Here is a 17,240-nt window from a genome sequence, read left to right as displayed (position 1 = left end):
GTATCATGAGCTTTTCGCGAGGGGTTTGCTTTTGACAGCGGCCCTCGGCCATGGCAAGTGACCGGCCGCTTTCCCCATCTGGATCAAAGGGTCGCCAACTTGGCCAATCCCGAACTGGGCGCAAAACAAATTTGCCCCAACTGCCAATCGAAATTTTACGACCTGGGCCGCCGCCCGGCCGTTTGTCCCAAGTGCGGCGAGTCGTTCGATCCTGAAGAGGCGCTGAAGTCGCGCCGCGTCCGGGCTCGCGCCGTGACGCCGGATTACGACGCCGAGGACGAGAAGCCCGCCCCCGCTCCCAAGGAGGAGGATGGCTACGAGGACGAGGTCGATGAGACCCCGGAAATCGACGCGGCCGCCGAGGAAGTCGTCGAGGCCGAAGACGACGACACCGACCCGACCGTCGCCCCGGCCCCGGCCGCCGACGACCTGGGCGTCGACTTCTCGGAAGACGAGGATCTCGCCGAGGACGAAGCCGACGACGTTCCGTTCCTCGAGGACGAAGACGACGAGGACGTCCTGGAAGACGAAATCGAGGGCTTGCCGGGCGCGGACGACGACGACTGACGTCATCCGCACCCGCCGGAAAATTGATCGAACAACGGTCCGAAAAATTTTCCGAAAAAAGTATGCCGGGAGGGTTGATCCAAAAATCCTCCCGGCATAGGTTCCGCGCCTCTTCGGGGGCCACCCACCGGGAACCGCCGAAGACACTCAGGAATTCTTGGATTTCCCGCCGGAGATCTTCGAACCTTGGGGCTATAGCTCAGCTGGTAGAGCGCTTGAATGGCATTCAAGAGGTCAGCGGTTCGACTCCGCTTAGCTCCACCAAAACGGCCGCTTCCCTAAAGGGAGCGGCCGTTTCCATATCCGGCGACCGCCTTCACACGCCCCAAAGCTTCCGCGCCTCCTCGGCGACGACGTCCGGATACTCCTCGGGCCAGAACAGCTTGGCGGTCGGCAGCCGGCGCACGCCCTTCGCGTTCGGCAGCACGCGGTCCAGATAGTCCGGACTTTCCTTGGCGAAGATGTCGTCGGCCATGCCCCAGACGATGCGGGTCGGAACCTCGCACCGGCGCAGGGCCGCCTCGATCCCGGCCAGGGGATTGGGGTCCAGGCCCAGGGTGTAGGCGTTGACCAGGGCCTTGCTGGCCGGGCTGGCGACCAGCGGACCCAAATACATCGCGATCGCCGCGTCGGTGGGCTGGCTGGGGTCGGAGAAGCACAGGCCGCCGAGCCCCTTCGGCGAGCGGGCCGCTCCAGGGTCGTTGAACCAGGGGACCAGCCATTCGTCCGGATAGGTTCCCGCGCGGGCCAGGGCCAGGACCGGCTGCAGGGCGGGCGGCGGGCTGTCGGGCTCGACGTCGCAATTGGTCAGCAGCAGGGTGCGGACCCGATCCGGAAAGCGGGTGACGAAGATCTGGGCCACCGCCCCGCCGCTGTCATTGGCGACCAGGTCGACCGAGGCGACGCCCAGGGCGTCGAGGAACGCCGCCAGCATGTCGGCCTGGTCGGACGGGGCGACGCCCTGGCCGGCGGCCACGCGGGTGAAGCCCAGGCCCATGGAATCCGGGGCGATGCAGCGCCGGTCGCGCGACAGCCGGTCGAAGGCGCCGCGCCACTGGAAGCCGTTGAGCGGAAAGCCGTGCAGGAACAGGGCGACCGCACCGGCTCCGCGCTCGACATAGGCGATGTCGCCGAACTTGGTGGGCAGATGGCGGCGGTCGGCGTTCCAGGCCCGCGCGGCCCTGATGTCGTCCTCGGCGCGGGGCAAGGCGCCCTCGGCCCTCGCGGCGGCGGCGGTGAGGGCCCCCAGGCCCGCCGCGGCGGTCAGGAACTGTCGTCTTTGCATGGTCCGATCCTCATGGCGGGGACGCGGCGCCCCGATGAGCGGAAGGACTAGGACCGCGGGATCAGCGGCTCCATGACCTGGGAGGTTATGGCGATCATGCCCGTCGCGGTTAGTGTCAGGTCATGAACACGATGACTTCTCCGCCGCCTCGGGGCGCTCTCGCCTCGCCAAGCGCCTTGGGCGACCATCCTTTGGGCGACCTGCTGCGCCAGTGGCGGAGCGCCCGCCGGATGAGCCAGATGGACCTGGCGCTGGAGGCCGGGATCTCGACCCGCCACCTCAGCTATGTCGAAACCGGCAAGGCGCGGCCCAGCCGCGAGCTGGTCGCCCTGCTGGCCGGGGCGCTGGACATGCCCATGCGCGACCGCAACGCCCTGCTGGTCGTCGCCGGCTACGCGCCGGGCTATCGCGAGACCGCCCTGTCGGACCCGCAGATGACTCTGGTGCGGCGGGCCATCGAGTTCATCCTGGCCCAGCAGGAGCCCTATCCCGCCTTCGTGGCGAACCGGCACTGGGACGTGCTGATGGCCAATGCGGGCCTGGCGCGGGTGTTCGACTGGCTGCGCGACGGGGTCCAGCCGCACGGCAACATCATGCGCCAGGTCTTCGACCCCGCCGACATGCGGCCCTTCATCGAAAATTGGGAGGAGGTGGCCGGCGACCTGATCGGCCATCTGCATCACGAGGCGGCCACCGACAGGACGTCCCGCGCCCTGCTCGACGAGGTGCTGGCCTATCCGGACGTGCCGGCCCGCTGGGAACGGCGTGAGCTGGGCGCCGCGCCCCTGCCGCTGCTGACCGTGACCTTCCGCAAGGGCGACCGGCGCCTGACCTTCTTCTCGACCCTGACCACCTTCGGGACCTCGCGCGACATCACGCTGGAGGAGCTGCGGGTCGAATGCATGTTCCCCGCCGACGACGAGACGGCGGCGTTCTGCCGCGCGCTGGCCGGGGGGTGAGGGGCGAGCCGCGGGGAACGCGGGGGACTGCGGGGGACTGCGGGGGACATGCACTCACGCCCCGGCTCGGCCGGGTTGCAGAGGACTGCCGTGAGTGCGTGTCCCCAACGTCATCCGCTGAGCTTGCCGGCTTTGAGCGGGGGCAGCCTGGACGCGTCGTGGATGGCGTTGGGGACACGCACTCACCCCACGTTCGGGGGGCGATTGGCCGAGGCCGTGGCGTGAGTGCATGTCCCCGGCGGGGATCGAGCGGCGTCTATCCCCGTCAGCGCCGCGAAGAACATCAACAACTTCAACCTTCTGAAAATAATCAGCGTCACAATCACTGGCGCGTTCACGGCCTCGCCATACTGAACAGGTCCCCATCGCGGGGGAGGGCTCTTGGTACCGGCCCAAGCAGGCGATGGGGATCGAACCGAGCGGGGCCGCGCAGGGCCGCGCGCGAGGCAGGTCGGGGTCTGTTCGTGGATAGATCCGGGAACCCGCGAAACCTCGCCGGGAGCTGCGTGGGTCGACGGGGCCGGGAGTTCAAACCGGCCTGTTCCAGGATCAGTCGGAGTCGCCGACGGCCCCTTCCGGGCGACCTGATCCTGCCCGTCCGAGGGGAAACGTCGATCGGGATGAAACAGGCCCTCAATCGCCGTCCCTCGGTAAAAACGGTTCGGCGGAGCGGTCAGGTCTAGCCGAAACGCACACACAACCTCACGGTCATCCGGGCTCGGCCCGGACCGCTCCGCGCCTCCCCACTGCCTTTCGGGACATCCCGTCAGGTCGCGAAGCCGTGCGCCCCAGGCGCTCCCCCTGTGGAGGAGGTGTCGGCGCAGCCGGAGGGGGGAGTTATGAGGCAATGACCAGATCCAGGATCGGCGATCCAAGACTCCCCCCACCGGCCTTCATCCGCCTCCCCCACGGGGGGAGGGACCTAGGCCCCGCGCGCCACGAACCAGCCGTTGCGGAAGCCCTGGTCGGCCTTGCCGTAGGTGAAGGCCTCGCCCTCGGGCGTGGTCAAGCGCCCCCCGGCGGCGATCAGGATGGCGTGGCCGGCGGCGGTGTCCCACTCCATGGTCGGGCCGTGGCGCGGATAGATGTCGGCCGCGCCCTCGGCGATGCGGACCAGCTTGATCGAGCTGTCCATCGGGGCGCGTAGGCTGAAGCCGTACTGGACCGCCAGCTCGGTCGCCCGCTCCTCCTTCATGGTGTGGCTGATCAGGGCCAAGGCCTGGCCCTCGGGCCAGACCCTGACCTGGACGCGGATCTCGGCGGCCCCGGGACCTTCGCGCTTGAGCACGCCGTCGGCGCTGGTGAACCAGACCTCGCCCGTCGCCGGAGCGCAGATCGCGCCGGCCACCGGGACGCCGTTGTCGATCAGGCCGATATTGACCGTGAAGTTGGGGTCGCCGCGCACGAAGGCCTTGGTGCCGTCGACCGGATCGACCAGGAAGAAGCGCGGGCCGATGGCCTCCGGCGCGCCGAACTCGCTGGCGTGCTCTTCCGAAATCGCCGGGATCTCGGGGAAGCGCTCGGCCAGCCTGGCCAGAATCAGCCGCTCGCCGGCCCTGTCGGCCTCGGTCACCGGGCTCTCGTCGGCCTTGCGCACCACGTCCAGCTCGGTGCGCCAGAACGGCAGGATGACCTCGGCGGCCGCCTCGACGATCGTCGCCAGGTCGCGGCCGTAGTCAGCCAGGTTCGCATAGCTCATCAGGTACCTCGGGGGTCGTCGCCGACGAACAGCAAGGTGACGCGCGTCGCGTCGACCGTCCGCTTGCCGGCGTCTTCGAAATTGACGGTCACGCGATGGCCGATCACCGACTGCACCTGGCCCAGGCCCCAGTCGGGCTGGTCGGGATGGCGCACGAGGACGCCCGGCTCGAGAAACGGATCCATGACGCGCTCCTGATAGGACGCCGCCCCGGCCCGCACCAGCCCCGTTTCGCCCCGGCGCCGTTTGCCAAAGTCCCAAATCACGCCAAAGATCGCGCCATGACCGACGCCGCCCCCACGCCCGCCCAAAACGCTCCCTCGGCCGACGCTCCCGAGCTGAACGTCAACGGTCCCGACTTCGCCGCCCTGGTGGCGGCCCGCCTCTGTCACGACTTCATCAGCCCGGCCAGCGCCATCGTCTCGGGCCTGGACCTGCTGGAGGATCCCTCCGCCCAGGACATGCGCGAGGACGCCATGAGCCTGATCTCGTCCAGCGCCCGCAAGCTGGCCGACCTCCTTCAGTTCACGCGTGTCGCGTTTGGAGCCTCTGCATCGGCCGAGAACTTCGACTCCCGCGAGCTGGAAAAGCTGGCCCAGGGCGTGTTCGCCCACGTGCGCCCGACGATGGACTGGGCCATCCCGCCCTCGACCCTGAACAAGGCCAGCGCCCGCGCCATCCTCAACATCGCCCAGATCGCCGCCAGCGCCCTGCCGGCCGGCGGCAAGGCGACGCTGCGGGCCGTGGCCGCCGACGGCCGAGTGGCGATCACCGCCGACGCCGTCGGTCCGCGCGCCCGCCTTCGCCCCGAGGTCCTGGCCGGCCTGAAGGGCGAGGCCCTGGCCGAGGGCCTGGGCGGTCCGTGGGTGCAGGCGGCCTATCTGAACGCCCTGGTCCGCGCGGCCGGCGGCCAGGTCGGGATCGAACTGGGCGAGGACAAGGTCAGCCTGGCGGCCTGGGTCCCGGCCTGAGTTTTTCCGAGCGATAAAACCCCGAAGATCGCGATCACCGTCACCGCTCCTTAACCCCCTCCGCCGCAAGTTGGACGGACTGTATTGGAGCGTGCCGTGAAGACCTGTCTCGTCGTCGACGACAGCCGGGTGATCCGCAAAGTCGCCCGGCGCGTCCTGGAAGACATAGGCTTCGAAATCGCCGAGGCCGCCGACGGCGTGGAAGCCCTGGCCTGGTGCCGGGCGGCGATGCCCGACGCCGTGCTCCTGGACTGGAACATGCCGGTGATGAACGGGATCGAGTTCCTGCGCCATCTGCGCCAGGAGCCGGGCGGCCAAGGCCCGACCGTGGTCTTCTGCACCGTCGAGAACAAGATCGAGGCCATTCGCGAGGCGCTGGACGCCGGCGCGGACGAGTACATCATGAAGCCATTCGACGGCGACATCATCGCGGCGAAGTTCGCCGAGGCGGGCCTGCTGTGACACCCGAGGACATGGACCTGCTGGCCGCCCTGGCCCGCCAGCGCGCGGGTCTGCGGATCGAGAGCGACAAGGTCTATCTGATCGAAAGCCGGCTCAATCCCCTGGCGCGCCGGGAAGGCTTCGAGTCGATCGAGGCGATGATCGCCGCCCTACGCGCCCACCGCGAGGACCGGCTGATCTGGGCCGTCGTCGAGGCCCTGACCCTGAACGAGACCGCGTTCTTCCGCGACCGCGAGGTCTTCGCCCAGCTGCGCGACGAACTGCTGCCGACCTTGTCGAAGCTGGTGCGCAAGCGGCCGATCCGGATCTGGAGCGCCGCCTGCTCGACCGGCCAGGAAGTCTATTCCCTGGCCATGACCGCCGCCCAGGCTCGCGACATCGCGCCCGGCGCACGGTTCGAATTCTTCGGATCGGACCTTTCCGACCGCTGCCTGGAGAAGGCCCAGAGCGGCCTCTACACCCAGTTCGAGGTGCAGCGCGGTCTGCCGATCCGCCTGCTGGTCGAGCATTTCGAGAACCAGGACGAGATGTGGGCGATCAGCCCGCGCATCCGCCAGTCGGTGCGTTGGCGGCGGATCAACCTGCTGGCCGACCTGTCCTCGATGGGCAAGTTCGACGTCATCCTGCTGCGCAACGTGCTGCCCGGCCTGGATCCCAGCGTGCATGGCCGCGTGATCGAGAGCCTCGCCGCCCGCCTGGAAGACGACGGCGTGCTGCTGGTCGGCAGCGGGGAAAGCCTGGAGGGGATCACCGGCGCCGTGCGCGCGGTCTCCGGCCGAGCGGGCCTTTTCACCCGCGCCGCGGCCTGACACGCATAGATCTGGCGGCTCGCGGCGGGCTCAGGCCCGGACGGTGCCCAGCCTCGCGCCCCGCTCGCGCCAGGCGGCCCGCATCCGATCCCAGACGGTCGCGGCTTCGCGTTCGGGCAGCGCCTTGACCAGTTTGCGATAAAGGGTCTGGACAGGCCCCGGCGCCGTCAGCGCCGCCGACAGGTCCAGAGCCTCGATCATCGCCACGGCCTCCTTGCGATAGTCGACGCCGACCCCGCCGGCGTGAGGCTCGGGCGTGCGGCAGTCTCCGAAGTCGAGCTTCACCCCCGTCAGCACCTCGATCGCCGTGGCCATGGTGCGGGCATATTCCGGATCGCCGCCCAGGCGGTCCACGTCGATGACCAGGTCGGCGCGCGGCAAGGCCGCCGCATAGGACAGCACATAGACGGCCAGGAAGGCGGCGAACGACACCCGGGCGGGGGCTCGCTTCAGGCGTTTGCGCACGGCCTGGATGCGATCGAAGAGCTCCCCCTTCGCCGCCGTCAGCCCCAGCCGCCGCGCGCCCGCCGCGCCGCCCGCGGCCTCGGACAGGATCACGTACTGGCAGAGCTCGAAATAGGTCGGTCGGGGCCGCTTGCGCAGCGAATAGAACGACCGCCACTGCTGCACCGGATCGCGGATCAGCACGATATGGGTGCCGCCGAACCGTCGCCGCAGCCAACCGATCCGCCCCAGGGTCCGGCAGCAGGCCAGGACCGGCGTGCGCGCCTCGCGCCGCGCCGCCTCGATCAGGGTCTCGACATAGGCGGCCTGGCCGGGATCCTCCTGGTCGGGCGGCAGGAAATAGTCATCCAGGGCCAGGCGGGTCTCGAAACCGTGGACGCCGCCGTCCGGCCGCAGCAGGCCGGAGAATTCGGACAGGTAGGGCAGCCCTTCGGTCGGGTGGCGCAGGCCGCTGGTGGACGGCCGCTCGTGCTCGATCCGCTCCGGCGTCAGCCGCGCCAGCTGCTCGTGCCAGGGCTCGTAATAGGCCATCACCTCGGGGACGGCGCGAAAGCGATGCCAGACATAGGTGCTGGAGCATCGCCAACCGCTGTGGACGAAGATCGGCGCTGAGGACGGACGCGGCAATTGAGGCTCATACCCATGGGAGAGACCCACAGGCTGAGGCCGCCGCTTGGCTGGCGAATATCGATTCAGGCCTGATTTCGACGAGATTTGTAACGGATGCGTCACCGGCGAGATTGGTCGTCACGCAAAACCCGACCCGGCGTTGCGAAATCGGCTGGAAATTGCATTTCGGAAATAAAATCTAGGGCAGCTATCCGCTGCGGAAGCCGCCTCGAAAAAGCCCGCCGATCCAGAGGGATCGACGGGCTTGCTCCTGGACCCGGCGGAACCGGGCCCAGCTATTTTCGATTCAGGACTACTTGGCGTCCTTGGCGGTGTCGCTGACGGCGTTGCCGGCCGACGAGACGTCCTTGCCGGCGCCTTCGACGGTGTTGCAGGCGGCGACGGTGAGGCTGGCGGCGATCGCGGCCAGAATGATGAGCTTGCGCATGGGTCTTCTCCGGTGATCGCCCCAACGGGCGTCTGAGGTGTTGCCCCAGCAGAACGTGGGCGGCGCAGCTAGGTTCCGGTGGAGACCGAGTCGCTCGGCGGCGCCTGCGGCGTCGGGAACACCAATCGCACCAGGAGGCCGCCCGCCGGCGAGGTCTCGAACAGCAGCTTGCCGCGCAGCTGGCGCGCGAAGGCGGTCATCAAGGTTCGCCCCACGCCCTCGACCGGACCCATCGGCGCGCCGGGGCCGTCGTCGCCGATCGCCAGCTCGGCCTCTTCGCCGCGCACGAAGAACTCGACCGTCAGCGTGCCGCCGCGTTCGGCCAGCGCGTGCTTCTGGGCGTTGGTGATCGCCTCGACCGCGAACAGGGCCAGCGGCGCCAGACGGTCGGGATCGATGACCAGCGGATCGGCGTGGACCTCGGTGCGGATCGGACCGCCGGTCGACATGTCGCCCGCCAGCAGCAGGGCGGTCAGTTCTTCCAGGAACGGCCGCAGGTCCACGCGCTTGAGATCGGGACCCTGGTAGAGCGCCCGGTAGATCTGGGCCAGGGCGGTGATGCGCTGGCGGGTGTCGTTCAGGGCCATCCGGGCGGCGGGATCGGTCAGGGCCCGCTGCTGCATGTTCAGCAGGCTGGAGATGATCTGCAGGTTGTTCTTCACCCGGTGATGGATCTCGCGCATCAGCGCGTCCTTCTCACCCAGGCTGTCGCGCAGCGAGGCGTCGCGGGCGACGATGGCGGCGGCCATGTCGTCGAGCGTGGCCGCCAGCTCGCGGATCTCGGGCGGGGCGCGCTCGGCCTGCAGCGGGCGCACGGTGAACCGGCCGCGGGCGTAGATGGCGGCGACCCGGCGCAGATAGACGATCCAGCGGATCACGGCCTGCTCGGTGGCGTAGAGCACGGCCGCCAGGGCGAGCACAAAGGCGAGAAGGGGCGCCAGCAGGCGCAGCATCGGATTCAGCCAGGCCCAGGAGGCCAGGCCCGGAGCCTTGGCCGACAGGATGACGAACACCTCCTCGCCGACCAGGGGCGCGGCCGAGAAGTCGCGAGGACGATCGTCGGCGTCCCGGCCCGACCACAGGGCCGAGCCGTTCTTGACCGTCTGGTCCCGCCAGGCCCTGGACGACGTGCCGAACGCCCGCTTGTTGGTCGCGGCGAAGACGTGACCCTCGGAGTCCGCCAGGGCCACCTCCGCGCCGCCCGGCAGATAGCGGTTGGCGGTCTCGGGCTGGATGGTCGACAGGGTCAGCACGGCGGCCATGGCCCCGTCGAAGCGGCCGTCCCGCGTTTCGGCCCGCACGGCCGTCAGGACCGCGGGCTCGTCCGCATAGGTGACGCCGGGATTGCTGGCCACGACCATGTGCGACCCGGCGGCCAGGCGCTGGAACCAGCGCCGGCTGGCGCGGGTGGCGTCCGGCGGCGTGGTGGCGGCGGCGCAGGACACCCGGCCATAGGCGTCGAAGCGGATCAGGTTGGCGTAGCCCGGCAGGCGCTGCTTCACCCTGTCCAGACGCTGGGTGCATTCCAGCCCGACCGAGCCCGGACCGAGGGTCTGGAGCAGGACGCCGGCCGCCTCGATGCGGGCGCGGGCGATCGCGGCGCTGCGGCCGGCCGCCAGCTCCAGGCTCTGACGGCGCGAGTCGGCCTCGGCCTTGAAGGCGAAAACCGACTGCAGGACGCCGAGGATCAGAACGGGCAGGAGCGCGAGGAACAATGCGCCGGCCAGCCGGACCCGGATGGAGCCGACCGTCCCGGCTCCTCGTCCGAGGAGAGATTTCACCGCAGGGTGCTCAGTCTCTCCGCGTCGGCCAGGATGGCGTACATCGCGTCGCCGGCGGCGCCGCCGTCGCGGTCATAGGCGCCGGCCTCGAGAATCGCCTGCAGGGCTCGCCGCGCCCGGCTGACCCGGCTCTTCACCGTGCCCACGGCGCAGCCGCAGATCTCGGCAGCCTCTTCGTAGGCGAAGCCGCCGGCCCCGACCAGGATCAGGGCTTCGCGCTGTTCCGGCGGCAGCATGGCCAGGCTGAGCCGCAGCTCGTCCAGGGCCACCGGCGCCTCGGGATCGTCGACCGCCACCAGGGTGCGTTCGGCCGCTTCCTGGTCGAGCTGGCTCTGACGCCAGGATCGGCGCTTTTCGGAATAGAACTGGTTGCGCAGGATCATGAAGGTCCAGGCCTTCATGTTGGTGCCCAGCTGGAAGCTGGCGCGGGCGTCCCAGGCCTTCATCATGGCGTCCTGCGCCAGATCGTCGGCCGCGGTGGGATCGCCTGTCAGGGTTCTGGCGAAGGCCCGCAGATGCGGGATGAGCGTGACGAGCTCTTTCTTGAAGGTCCCGTCACGGGCCGGATCGAACGGTGACCGGCCGACTTGCGCTTCGCTCATGCTCAACGCTCTCCCGAAGGCGTCTCGGCCTTGCGCAGGATGTCTAGAAACTCGTCGGGGACCGGCTCGTTCACGACCTCGTCGAACATCTGACGAAGCTTGACGCCGATAGCCTGCTGACGGAGCCGTGCTTCATCGAGCGCGGCCGCCCCTTTACGGTGATCTTCCATGGGTACGTGTTCGATCATGTCCTCGACGCCGACAAGACGCGGCGCCCGCCCCCTTTGGCCGAATGAGAGTACGCCGGATGACAACGTCGGATTCCCTATGGGGTTCCACAAGCTTGGGCATATGATGGCAAAATTCTTCTGCCTTCGGAACCCTGCCATGGAACCGGCGCATGAGGGTCGCGTTTATGTACGGATAGCCGAACGGCGCAGCTTCACCGCACCGTAGGCTTTTTTGTATTCGAAGACACTCACACGGGAGGGGTCATGAGTCTTCTTGCTCGGCTGGCGCCGCACTTGCCCTATGTTCGTCGCTACGCCCGCGCCCTGACTGGCGACCAGACCACTGGCGACCACTATGTCCGCGTCGCGCTCGAGGCCCTGGCGGCCGGCGAGCGGTCGCTGGACGCCAATCTGTCGCCGCGCGTCGCCTTGTATCGCGTGTTCCACGCCATTTGGCTGTCTTCGGGCGCGCAGCTCGAAGCGCGTCGCGACGACTCGATCAACGCGGCCGATGACGCCTCGCAACGCCTGATGCGGATCGCGCCGCGCTCGCGCCAGGCGTTCCTGCTCACCGCCCTGGAAGGCTTCACCCCGACCGAGGCCTCGCAGATTCTCGACTGCGACTTCGGCGAGGTCGAACGCCTGATCGCCGAGGCCCAGAGCGAGATCGACGCTGAACTGGCCACCGAGGTCCTGATCATCGAGGACGAACCGGTGATCGCGGCCGATATCGAGGCCCTGGTGCGCGAACTGGGGCACGATGTGATCGACATCGCCGCCACTCGCGGCGAAGCGGTCGACGCGGTGGCCCGCCGCACGCCCGGCCTGGTGCTGGCCGACATCCAGTTGGCCGACGGCTCGTCGGGCATCGACGCGGTCAAGGACATCCTGGCCCGCCTCGACGTGCCCGTGATCTTCATCACCGCCTTCCCCGAACGCCTGCTGACCGGCGAGCGCCCTGAGCCGACCTTCCTGATCACCAAGCCCTTCCAGCCCGAAACGGTGAAGGCGGCGATCGGCCAGGCGCTGTTCTTCCATCCGCGCCGCAGACAGAAGGCCGCCTGATCCCAGGCCAGGAACCAAAGTCAGGCTCCGAAACGATCAAGGCCCCGGTTTTCACCGGGGCCTTTTTCGTGGGCGTCGCGCCAGGCGTTCCGGAGGCGATCAGCCGGCGGGCGTCTGCTTCACCGGAGCCTGCTCGGTCGAATAGTGCTCGGCTTCCTGTGTGGTGGTCGCGCCCTTGGTGTGCTCGACCCCGGCCAGATCGCCGGAGCGCAGGCCCCAGGCGCCGAACAGCGCGGCGGCGGCCAGCACCGTCGAGAGGATCAGCACCCAGAAAACATGCTTGCCCCAACGGCCCTGGCGGGCGCGGGTGGCGTTGAGCGTGGGACCGTGATGTTCGAGATCGGTGGGCATGGGAGGGCCTCCTTAGCGGGCGGCGAAATAGGCTCCCGCGTCCGGCGCCGCCGAACCGCTTGGAGCGAGGTTGTCGTTGAAGTGCTGGAGAACCCCCGCCGAAGCCGCCACCGCGGCGATCACCGCCAGGGCCCTCATGCGATTGCGGGCGACCTTCTGTCGACGAGTCGGCGCGTGCTCGAAAGCCAGTCCACCATGTTCGGCCTGATAGGTGCGGATCACGACGTTGCTCCCCAGTTCCAGGCCACGCGGCCTTCAGGAAATCAACGTCTCGTCCTCGGCGACGTTCCCTTCGCCCTGGGCCCGGGCGAGCTGGGAACGGGGAGCGCGGCGGGCGGAAAAATAAATCGCGGGAAAAGCGAAAAAAGCGCCGTGTGGCGGGAACCGCCTCGGGGGTGCGACGTTTTCGGATTGCGGAGGCGGCGACGCCCCCCCGACTTGAGGCTGGTGAAAGCCAGCCTGCTGCCTCCGCACCCCTCTTCAAAGCTTTCAGGCGGACCCATCGGATCCGCCTTTTTTAGTGCGCGCGATCCAACGCGCGACTGCAGCGTGACAGCCGCGAGCCGACGCCGGCCTCGGGGCCCGTCACGCTCTCGACGGTCGAAGAGGACAGGTCCTAGCGCAGCTTTCCATCCAGATCGAACCGGATGTCGGCCTGTCGCCGCAGGGGACGGGCTTCGCCTCCGCTGGTCAACGCGCCGGCGTCTCCAACCGCGCCGACATCGAACTGCACGTTGCTGTAGCCCATCTTGGCCAGGGCGCGCGTCACGGCGTCGGCCCGCTGCTTGGACAGCGCCAGGCTGACGTCCGGCGAGCCGACGGCGTCGGCCAGGCCGACCACCCTCACCGACGCGACCTTGCAGCCGGTGGCCACGGCGTCGGCGCCCTTGAGCACCGAGCGCGCCTCGTTGGTCAACTTGGCCGACTTGCTCTCGAAATAGATCTGGACCGAGAAGTCCTCGCAGCTGGGCGTCGTCTGCACGATCTGGGAACGGGACTTCGGCCAGGGATTGCTCGTGCCGCACCCCGCCATCAGACCGCCCAAGGCCGCCACGCCGATGATCGCCAATCCGATTTTCTTCATCGCTTGCCCTCTCTGACGTCACGGCGCGCAAAGGCGGCCGACACCAGCCGGCCGCCTTGAAGATTTCAGGCTTGACCCGATTTAACGGGGGCTGCCGTCTTCCCAGTAGTAACGACCGCTGCGCGAGTCATAGTAGTAATACCGTCCGGCTCGCTCGTCATAGTACTGACGGCGATTAACGGTGGTCGCGCCGCAACCGCCATCCTCGCGGCAACCCTTCACGGCCCCGACGGTGCCGCCCAGGGCCGCGCCGACGAGGGCGCCGGTGCTGGCGCTGCCGCCGCCGACATTGTTGCCGACCACCGCGCCCGCCAAGGCGCCCAGGGCCGCGCCGCCCGCGGCGTTTCGTTCCGTGTTTCCCGTGGCGGTGCAAGCACTGGCCAGCACGCCGACGCCCAAGAGGGCGATCAAGGTCTTGTTCATCGTGGCTCTCCGTTCGAGCTTGTCCCAAGCAGGCAAACGGCCGCCTCCGCCAACGGTTCCGGGAACCCGCGCCAAGCGCCGCCGTTTCTCTCGAGCTTTCCCGCGCCCCCGCGCTTTTTGGAGTTTCGCATGCGTGTGGAAGTCGTCACCAACATCGCTTCCGGTTCGGTGGGCAAGGACGCCCCGGCCCAAGCCGAGGCCATCCTGGCCGAGCACGGCGTCACGGGACGGGTCCACGCGCCCAGCGAAGGCGAACTGACCGCCTGCCTGCGCGCCGCCATCGATTCCAAGCCCGACGCCATACTGGTGGTGGCCGGCGACGGCACCGCCCGCGCCGCCGCCGAGATGGCCGGTCCGGACGGTCCGATGGTCGCGCCCCTGCCGGGCGGCACCATGAACATGCTGCCCCACGCGCTCTACGGCCCCATTCCATGGCCCGAGGCCATGGCCAACTGTCTGAAGGACGGCCGAGAGCGCATGATCTCCGGCGGCGAGATCAACGGCCGACTGTTCTTCGTCGCCGCCATTCTCGGCAGCCCCGCCCTGTGGGCCGAGGCCCGCGAGGCGGCCCGGGCCGGGCGAGCGGACCTGGCCATCCTGCGGGCCCGGCGCGCGATCCGCCGCGCGTTCTCCAGCCGGCTGCGCTACGTGCTGGACGGCCGCCCCAAGGGCAAGACCGAGGCGCTCAGCCTGATGTGCCCGCTGGTTTCCGCCGATCTGGACGCCGACGAGCAGGCGCTGGAGGCCGCCGCGCTGGATCCGGCCAGCGCCCTCGACATCTTTCGCCTGGGGGTCAACACGGTGACCGGCAACTGGCGCAACGATCCCTCGGTGATCGTCGGCCGCTGCCGGATCGGCAAGGTCTGGGCCGGCGGCCGGATCCCGGCCATCCTCGACGGCGAGCCCGTGCGGCTGGACGACACCGTCAGCATCCGTTTCCGTCCCAAGGCCTTCCGCGCCCTGGTTCCCGCAGGCCCGGGTCCCGCCAAATGAAGCCGCTGAAGCTGGTCCAGGTGTCCGACATCCACTTCGGCGGCGAGCACAAGGCCGCCGTCGAGGCGGCCGTCGAGCGCATCCAGGCCGAACGGCCCGACCTGGTGATCGCCGCCGGCGACCTGACCAAGGACGGCAAGGTCAGCGAGTTCGACGCCGTCCAGGCCTGGCTGGACCGCCTGCCCCGGCCACACCTGGTCACCCCGGGCAATCACGACACCCCTTTCGTGGGGCCGCGCGAGATCCTGACCCGTCTGGCGGCGCCCTGGCGGCGGTATGAAGATCGGTTCGGCCGGCGGATGAACAGCGATTGGGACGACCCGCGCGCCACGGTCGTCACCCTGAACTCGGCCCGCGCCTTCCAATTGCGGCTCAACTGGTCCAAGGGCGCGGTGTCGCGCCGGCAGGTCCGCGAGGTCTGCGCCGACCTCGATCAGGCCGCGCCCGACGCCTTGAAGATCGTGGTCTGCCATCACCCCCTGATCGAGATGATCGGCGGCCCGATGACCGCCAAGGTGCATGGCGGCACGGCGGCCGCCCAAGCCTTCTCCCAGGCCGGGGTGGACCTGGTGTTGACCGGCCATATCCATGCGCCGTTCGTCCACCCCTACCCGTTCGCCGACGGCTGCACCCAGGCGGTGGGCTCAGGGACGCTGTCGGTGCGCGAGCGCGGCGTGCCGCCCAGCTTCAACGTGATCGAGATCGACGACGTCGACATCCGCATCACCGCCCTGGCTTTCGAGCGCACCCACTTCGTCACCTGGCGGACCTGGTCCGTTCCGCGCCGCTGCGTGCCCAAGGGCCCAGACGAAAGCGGCGCGACCGAGGTCGCGCCGCTCCAGGTCTAGATCCGAAGGTCCAGTCAGACCGGCTCGGGATAGGTCCAGGCCGCGCCCTGCCCCTTGGCCGCGGCGAACTGGGCGTCGGCGAACGCCCAGTTGGGCAGGACGTCGAACCAGGCTTCCAGGAAGCCCTTCCGGTTGTTCTGGTGGTCCAGATAGTAGGCGTGCTCCCAGACGTCGCAGACCAGCAGCGGGGTGATCCCGTCCTTGGTCAGGGTGTCGTCGGCGTCGTGGGTCGACAGGATCACCAGCTTGCCGCCTTGCACGGCCAGCCAGACCCAGCCCGAACCGAAGTGGCCGACGCCTTCGGCGACGAACTTTTCCTTCAGGCCGGCCAGGTCGCCGAACGCTTCGGTGATGGCGGCGGTCAGCTCGGCCGACGGGCCGGCCTTGTCGGGGCTCATGCAGTCCCAGAAGAACGCATGGTTCCAGGCCTGGGCGGCGTTGTTGAACACCTTGCCGGGGCCGGCCTCGCGGATCACCGCTTCCAGCGGACGCTTGTCGCCTTCCGGCAGCAGGCCGTTCAGCGCGTTCACATAGGCCGCGTGGTGCTTGTCATGGTGGAAATGAAGCGTGTTGGCCGAGAGGGTCGGCTCCAGGGCTTCATAGGCGTAGGGGAGATCGGGGAGTTTGAACATGATGGCTCCAGGGCAAAACGCCCCCGGAAGATGGGCGGGGAGGCCCGGAAAACCAGAGGCGGGAAAAGCTAGTCTTGTCGATTATCGGCCGTCGCGGCCTAGCGTGGCGGCGGCTTCTGGGAATCCAGCAAGGCCTTGGCGACGATCGCGGCCAGGGCCGGGTTGCGGAAGGCGATGAAGCCCGCCGCCAGACCGGCGCCGATGGTCAGGATCGGACGCTCCTTGACCATCTCGATAGCCTTTTCGGCGAAGGCCAGGGCGTCCGGCGCGGCGGCCGGCCGGTCCTTTTCCTCGGCCTTGAGGGCGGCCGTCAAGCCGGCGATCCCGACGATCGCCGCGGCGACCGCCGCGACCACCGCCGCCGAGCCCGCCGAGCCGAGATGGGGCGCCAGCACCGCGAACAGCGCGAAGGCGGCGGAGACCACGCTCACAGCAGCGGCCGCGGCGATCGCCGCGGCCGCTGCCAGGGTCGTCAGAGTCTTGCCGAAGATCACTTGTCGCGGCCGCTACGGTTTCCGGCCAGCAGCAGGCCCAACAGAACGCCGACGCCAAGGCCGGCCAGGGTGGCGGTGATCGGCCGCTCGCGGATCCGCTCGCTGGCGTAGCGGCTGGCCTCGTCGACCGATTGGCCGGCGGTGTCGGTATAGGTGCGGGTCTGGGCGCGCAGGGTTTCGAGACCCTGGGTCAGGGACGCCTCGATGCGCTTGGCGGCGTCGGACAGGTTGGCCTTGGCCGAGGCGGCGGCGTCGCTGAGGTTGCTGCGGGCGGCGCTGGCGGCCTCGCCAAAGCTGCGCTCGGCGTGATCGAGGGCCGCGCCGGCGTTCGACGTCGCCTTGTTGGCTTCCTTGATAGCGGGGTTCAGGCTGTTGTCGGGCATGAGAATCTCCGGTTCGCGGGCTCGGTTCTTGTTGGGGGCGGGCAGCGCGAAGCTGCGCCCGCACAACGCAAAGCCGAGGCGACAAGTTCCATTGTAGCCTCAAGGTCGAAGCTTCACCACAGGGGATCTTCGGTCGCGGG

Annotated in this window: 23 protein-coding genes and 1 tRNA gene; 9 read left to right on the top strand and 15 right to left on the bottom strand. The window is 69.0% G+C overall.

From position 1 onward, the window contains the following. Positions 1-99: 99 nt before the first annotated feature. Positions 100-567: a TIGR02300 family protein gene (locus ASD21_RS06090; protein ID WP_056438342.1), complete on the top strand. Its 468-nt coding sequence runs from the start codon at positions 100-102 to the stop codon at positions 565-567. Between the two features lie 188 nt (positions 568-755). Beyond that, positions 756-831, top strand: a tRNA-Ala gene (locus tag ASD21_RS06085). Between the two features lie 52 nt (positions 832-883). On the opposite strand, the gene ASD21_RS06080 is transcribed toward ASD21_RS06085, so the two are convergent. After that, on the bottom strand, positions 884-1,852 hold the full coding sequence (locus ASD21_RS06080; protein ID WP_056438231.1) for an alpha/beta fold hydrolase: 969 nt from the start codon (positions 1,850-1,852) through the stop codon (positions 884-886). Between the two features lie 176 nt (positions 1,853-2,028). On the opposite strand from ASD21_RS06080, the gene ASD21_RS06075 reads away from it, so the two are divergent. Continuing rightward, positions 2,029-2,811: a helix-turn-helix domain-containing protein gene (locus ASD21_RS06075; RefSeq protein WP_235524846.1), complete on the top strand. Its 783-nt coding sequence runs from the start codon at positions 2,029-2,031 to the stop codon at positions 2,809-2,811. A 922-nt stretch (positions 2,812-3,733) separates the two neighbouring features. Here the strand turns inward: ASD21_RS06075 and cysQ are convergent. Then, entirely contained in the window at positions 3,734-4,510 is a 777-nt protein-coding gene (gene cysQ, locus ASD21_RS06070; protein WP_056438228.1) for a 3'(2'),5'-bisphosphate nucleotidase CysQ, read from the bottom strand. Beyond that, on the bottom strand, positions 4,510-4,695 hold the full coding sequence (locus ASD21_RS06065; RefSeq protein WP_056438340.1) for a DUF3553 domain-containing protein: 186 nt from the start codon (positions 4,693-4,695) through the stop codon (positions 4,510-4,512). The genes cysQ and ASD21_RS06065 overlap by 1 nt, the downstream gene beginning before the upstream one ends. Positions 4,696-4,791: 96 nt before the next feature. On the opposite strand from ASD21_RS06065, the gene chpT reads away from it, so the two are divergent. From chpT to ASD21_RS06050, 3 genes are all read left to right on the top strand, one after another. After that, positions 4,792-5,481 carry a histidine phosphotransferase ChpT gene (chpT, locus tag ASD21_RS06060; RefSeq protein ID WP_056438225.1) on the top strand — a complete coding sequence of 230 codons (690 nt, stop codon included), beginning with the start codon at positions 4,792-4,794 and terminating at the stop codon, positions 5,479-5,481. An 84-nt stretch (positions 5,482-5,565) separates the two neighbouring features. Continuing rightward, positions 5,566-5,943: a response regulator gene (locus tag ASD21_RS06055; protein WP_162250210.1), complete on the top strand. Its 378-nt coding sequence runs from the start codon at positions 5,566-5,568 to the stop codon at positions 5,941-5,943. Continuing rightward, entirely contained in the window at positions 5,940-6,752 is an 813-nt protein-coding gene (locus ASD21_RS06050) for a CheR family methyltransferase (RefSeq protein ID WP_056438219.1), read from the top strand. Before ASD21_RS06055 ends, ASD21_RS06050 begins: the two co-directional genes overlap by 4 nt. 30 nt (positions 6,753-6,782) lie before the next feature. On the opposite strand, the gene ASD21_RS06045 is transcribed toward ASD21_RS06050, so the two are convergent. The 5 genes from ASD21_RS06045 to nepR all read right to left on the bottom strand — a co-directional run bounded on the left by ASD21_RS06045 (position 6,783) and on the right by nepR (position 10,845). Further along, entirely contained in the window at positions 6,783-7,844 is a 1,062-nt protein-coding gene (locus ASD21_RS06045; protein WP_056438216.1) for a hypothetical protein, read from the bottom strand. Between the two features lie 295 nt (positions 7,845-8,139). Further along, entirely contained in the window at positions 8,140-8,274 is a 135-nt protein-coding gene (locus ASD21_RS06040) for an entericidin A/B family lipoprotein (RefSeq protein WP_056438213.1), read from the bottom strand. Between the two features lie 68 nt (positions 8,275-8,342). After that, positions 8,343-10,055: a sensor histidine kinase PhyK gene (gene phyK, locus ASD21_RS06035; protein ID WP_056438210.1), complete on the bottom strand. Its 1,713-nt coding sequence runs from the start codon at positions 10,053-10,055 to the stop codon at positions 8,343-8,345. After that, complete coding sequence (locus tag ASD21_RS06030; protein ID WP_056438207.1) at positions 10,052-10,657, bottom strand: sigma-70 family RNA polymerase sigma factor; 606 nt, start codon at positions 10,655-10,657, stop codon at positions 10,052-10,054. Before ASD21_RS06030 ends, phyK begins: the two co-directional genes overlap by 4 nt. Before the next feature lie 2 nt (positions 10,658-10,659). After that, on the bottom strand, positions 10,660-10,845 hold the full coding sequence (gene nepR / locus ASD21_RS06025) for an anti-sigma T factor NepR (RefSeq protein WP_028040104.1): 186 nt from the start codon (positions 10,843-10,845) through the stop codon (positions 10,660-10,662). A gap of 246 nt (positions 10,846-11,091) precedes the next feature. Here nepR and phyR point away from each other — a divergent pair, with 246 nt between their 5' ends. Further along, positions 11,092-11,892 (top strand): anti-anti sigma factor/receiver protein PhyR, encoded by an 801-nt coding sequence (gene phyR, locus ASD21_RS06020; protein WP_056438203.1) that lies wholly within the window; start codon positions 11,092-11,094, stop codon positions 11,890-11,892. A gap of 99 nt (positions 11,893-11,991) precedes the next feature. On the opposite strand, the gene ASD21_RS06015 is transcribed toward phyR, so the two are convergent. The 4 genes from ASD21_RS06015 to ASD21_RS06000 all read right to left on the bottom strand — a co-directional run bounded on the left by ASD21_RS06015 (position 11,992) and on the right by ASD21_RS06000 (position 13,750). Further along, the gene (locus tag ASD21_RS06015) at positions 11,992-12,243 is read right to left on the bottom strand and encodes a hypothetical protein (protein WP_056438200.1); all 252 of its coding nucleotides are present in this window, start codon (positions 12,241-12,243) and stop codon (positions 11,992-11,994) included. A gap of 12 nt (positions 12,244-12,255) precedes the next feature. Further along, a complete protein-coding gene (locus ASD21_RS06010; RefSeq protein WP_235523733.1) occupies positions 12,256-12,465 on the bottom strand; it encodes a hypothetical protein in 210 nt (69 codons plus the stop codon). Between the two features lie 394 nt (positions 12,466-12,859). Further along, complete coding sequence (locus tag ASD21_RS06005) at positions 12,860-13,327, bottom strand: OmpA family protein (RefSeq protein ID WP_056438193.1); 468 nt, start codon at positions 13,325-13,327, stop codon at positions 12,860-12,862. An 81-nt stretch (positions 13,328-13,408) separates the two neighbouring features. Continuing rightward, the gene (locus ASD21_RS06000; protein WP_056438190.1) at positions 13,409-13,750 is read right to left on the bottom strand and encodes a glycine zipper domain-containing protein; all 342 of its coding nucleotides are present in this window, start codon (positions 13,748-13,750) and stop codon (positions 13,409-13,411) included. A gap of 129 nt (positions 13,751-13,879) precedes the next feature. On the opposite strand from ASD21_RS06000, the gene ASD21_RS05995 reads away from it, so the two are divergent. Both ASD21_RS05995 and ASD21_RS05990 read left to right on the top strand, forming a co-directional pair. Next, on the top strand, positions 13,880-14,743 hold the full coding sequence (locus ASD21_RS05995) for a diacylglycerol/lipid kinase family protein (RefSeq protein ID WP_056438188.1): 864 nt from the start codon (positions 13,880-13,882) through the stop codon (positions 14,741-14,743). Next, complete coding sequence (locus ASD21_RS05990) at positions 14,740-15,591, top strand: metallophosphoesterase family protein (RefSeq protein WP_156398303.1); 852 nt, start codon at positions 14,740-14,742, stop codon at positions 15,589-15,591. The genes ASD21_RS05995 and ASD21_RS05990 overlap by 4 nt, the downstream gene beginning before the upstream one ends. A 14-nt stretch (positions 15,592-15,605) precedes the next feature. On the opposite strand, the gene ASD21_RS05985 is transcribed toward ASD21_RS05990, so the two are convergent. The 3 genes from ASD21_RS05985 to ASD21_RS05975 form a co-directional block, all read right to left on the bottom strand. After that, on the bottom strand, positions 15,606-16,223 hold the full coding sequence (locus ASD21_RS05985; RefSeq protein ID WP_056438185.1) for a superoxide dismutase: 618 nt from the start codon (positions 16,221-16,223) through the stop codon (positions 15,606-15,608). Between the two features lie 98 nt (positions 16,224-16,321). Then, positions 16,322-16,717, bottom strand: a complete 396-nt coding sequence (locus tag ASD21_RS05980) for a hypothetical protein (RefSeq protein ID WP_056438182.1) — start codon at positions 16,715-16,717, stop codon at positions 16,322-16,324. Then, the gene (locus ASD21_RS05975) at positions 16,714-17,100 is read right to left on the bottom strand and encodes a hypothetical protein (protein ID WP_056438338.1); all 387 of its coding nucleotides are present in this window, start codon (positions 17,098-17,100) and stop codon (positions 16,714-16,716) included. Before ASD21_RS05975 ends, ASD21_RS05980 begins: the two co-directional genes overlap by 4 nt. Positions 17,101-17,240 lie beyond the last annotated feature (140 nt).

Source organism: Caulobacter sp. Root1455, assembly GCF_001426905.1.
GTDB lineage: Bacteria > Pseudomonadota > Alphaproteobacteria > Caulobacterales > Caulobacteraceae > Caulobacter.
This window is presented reverse-complemented; position numbering and strand designations above follow the sequence as displayed.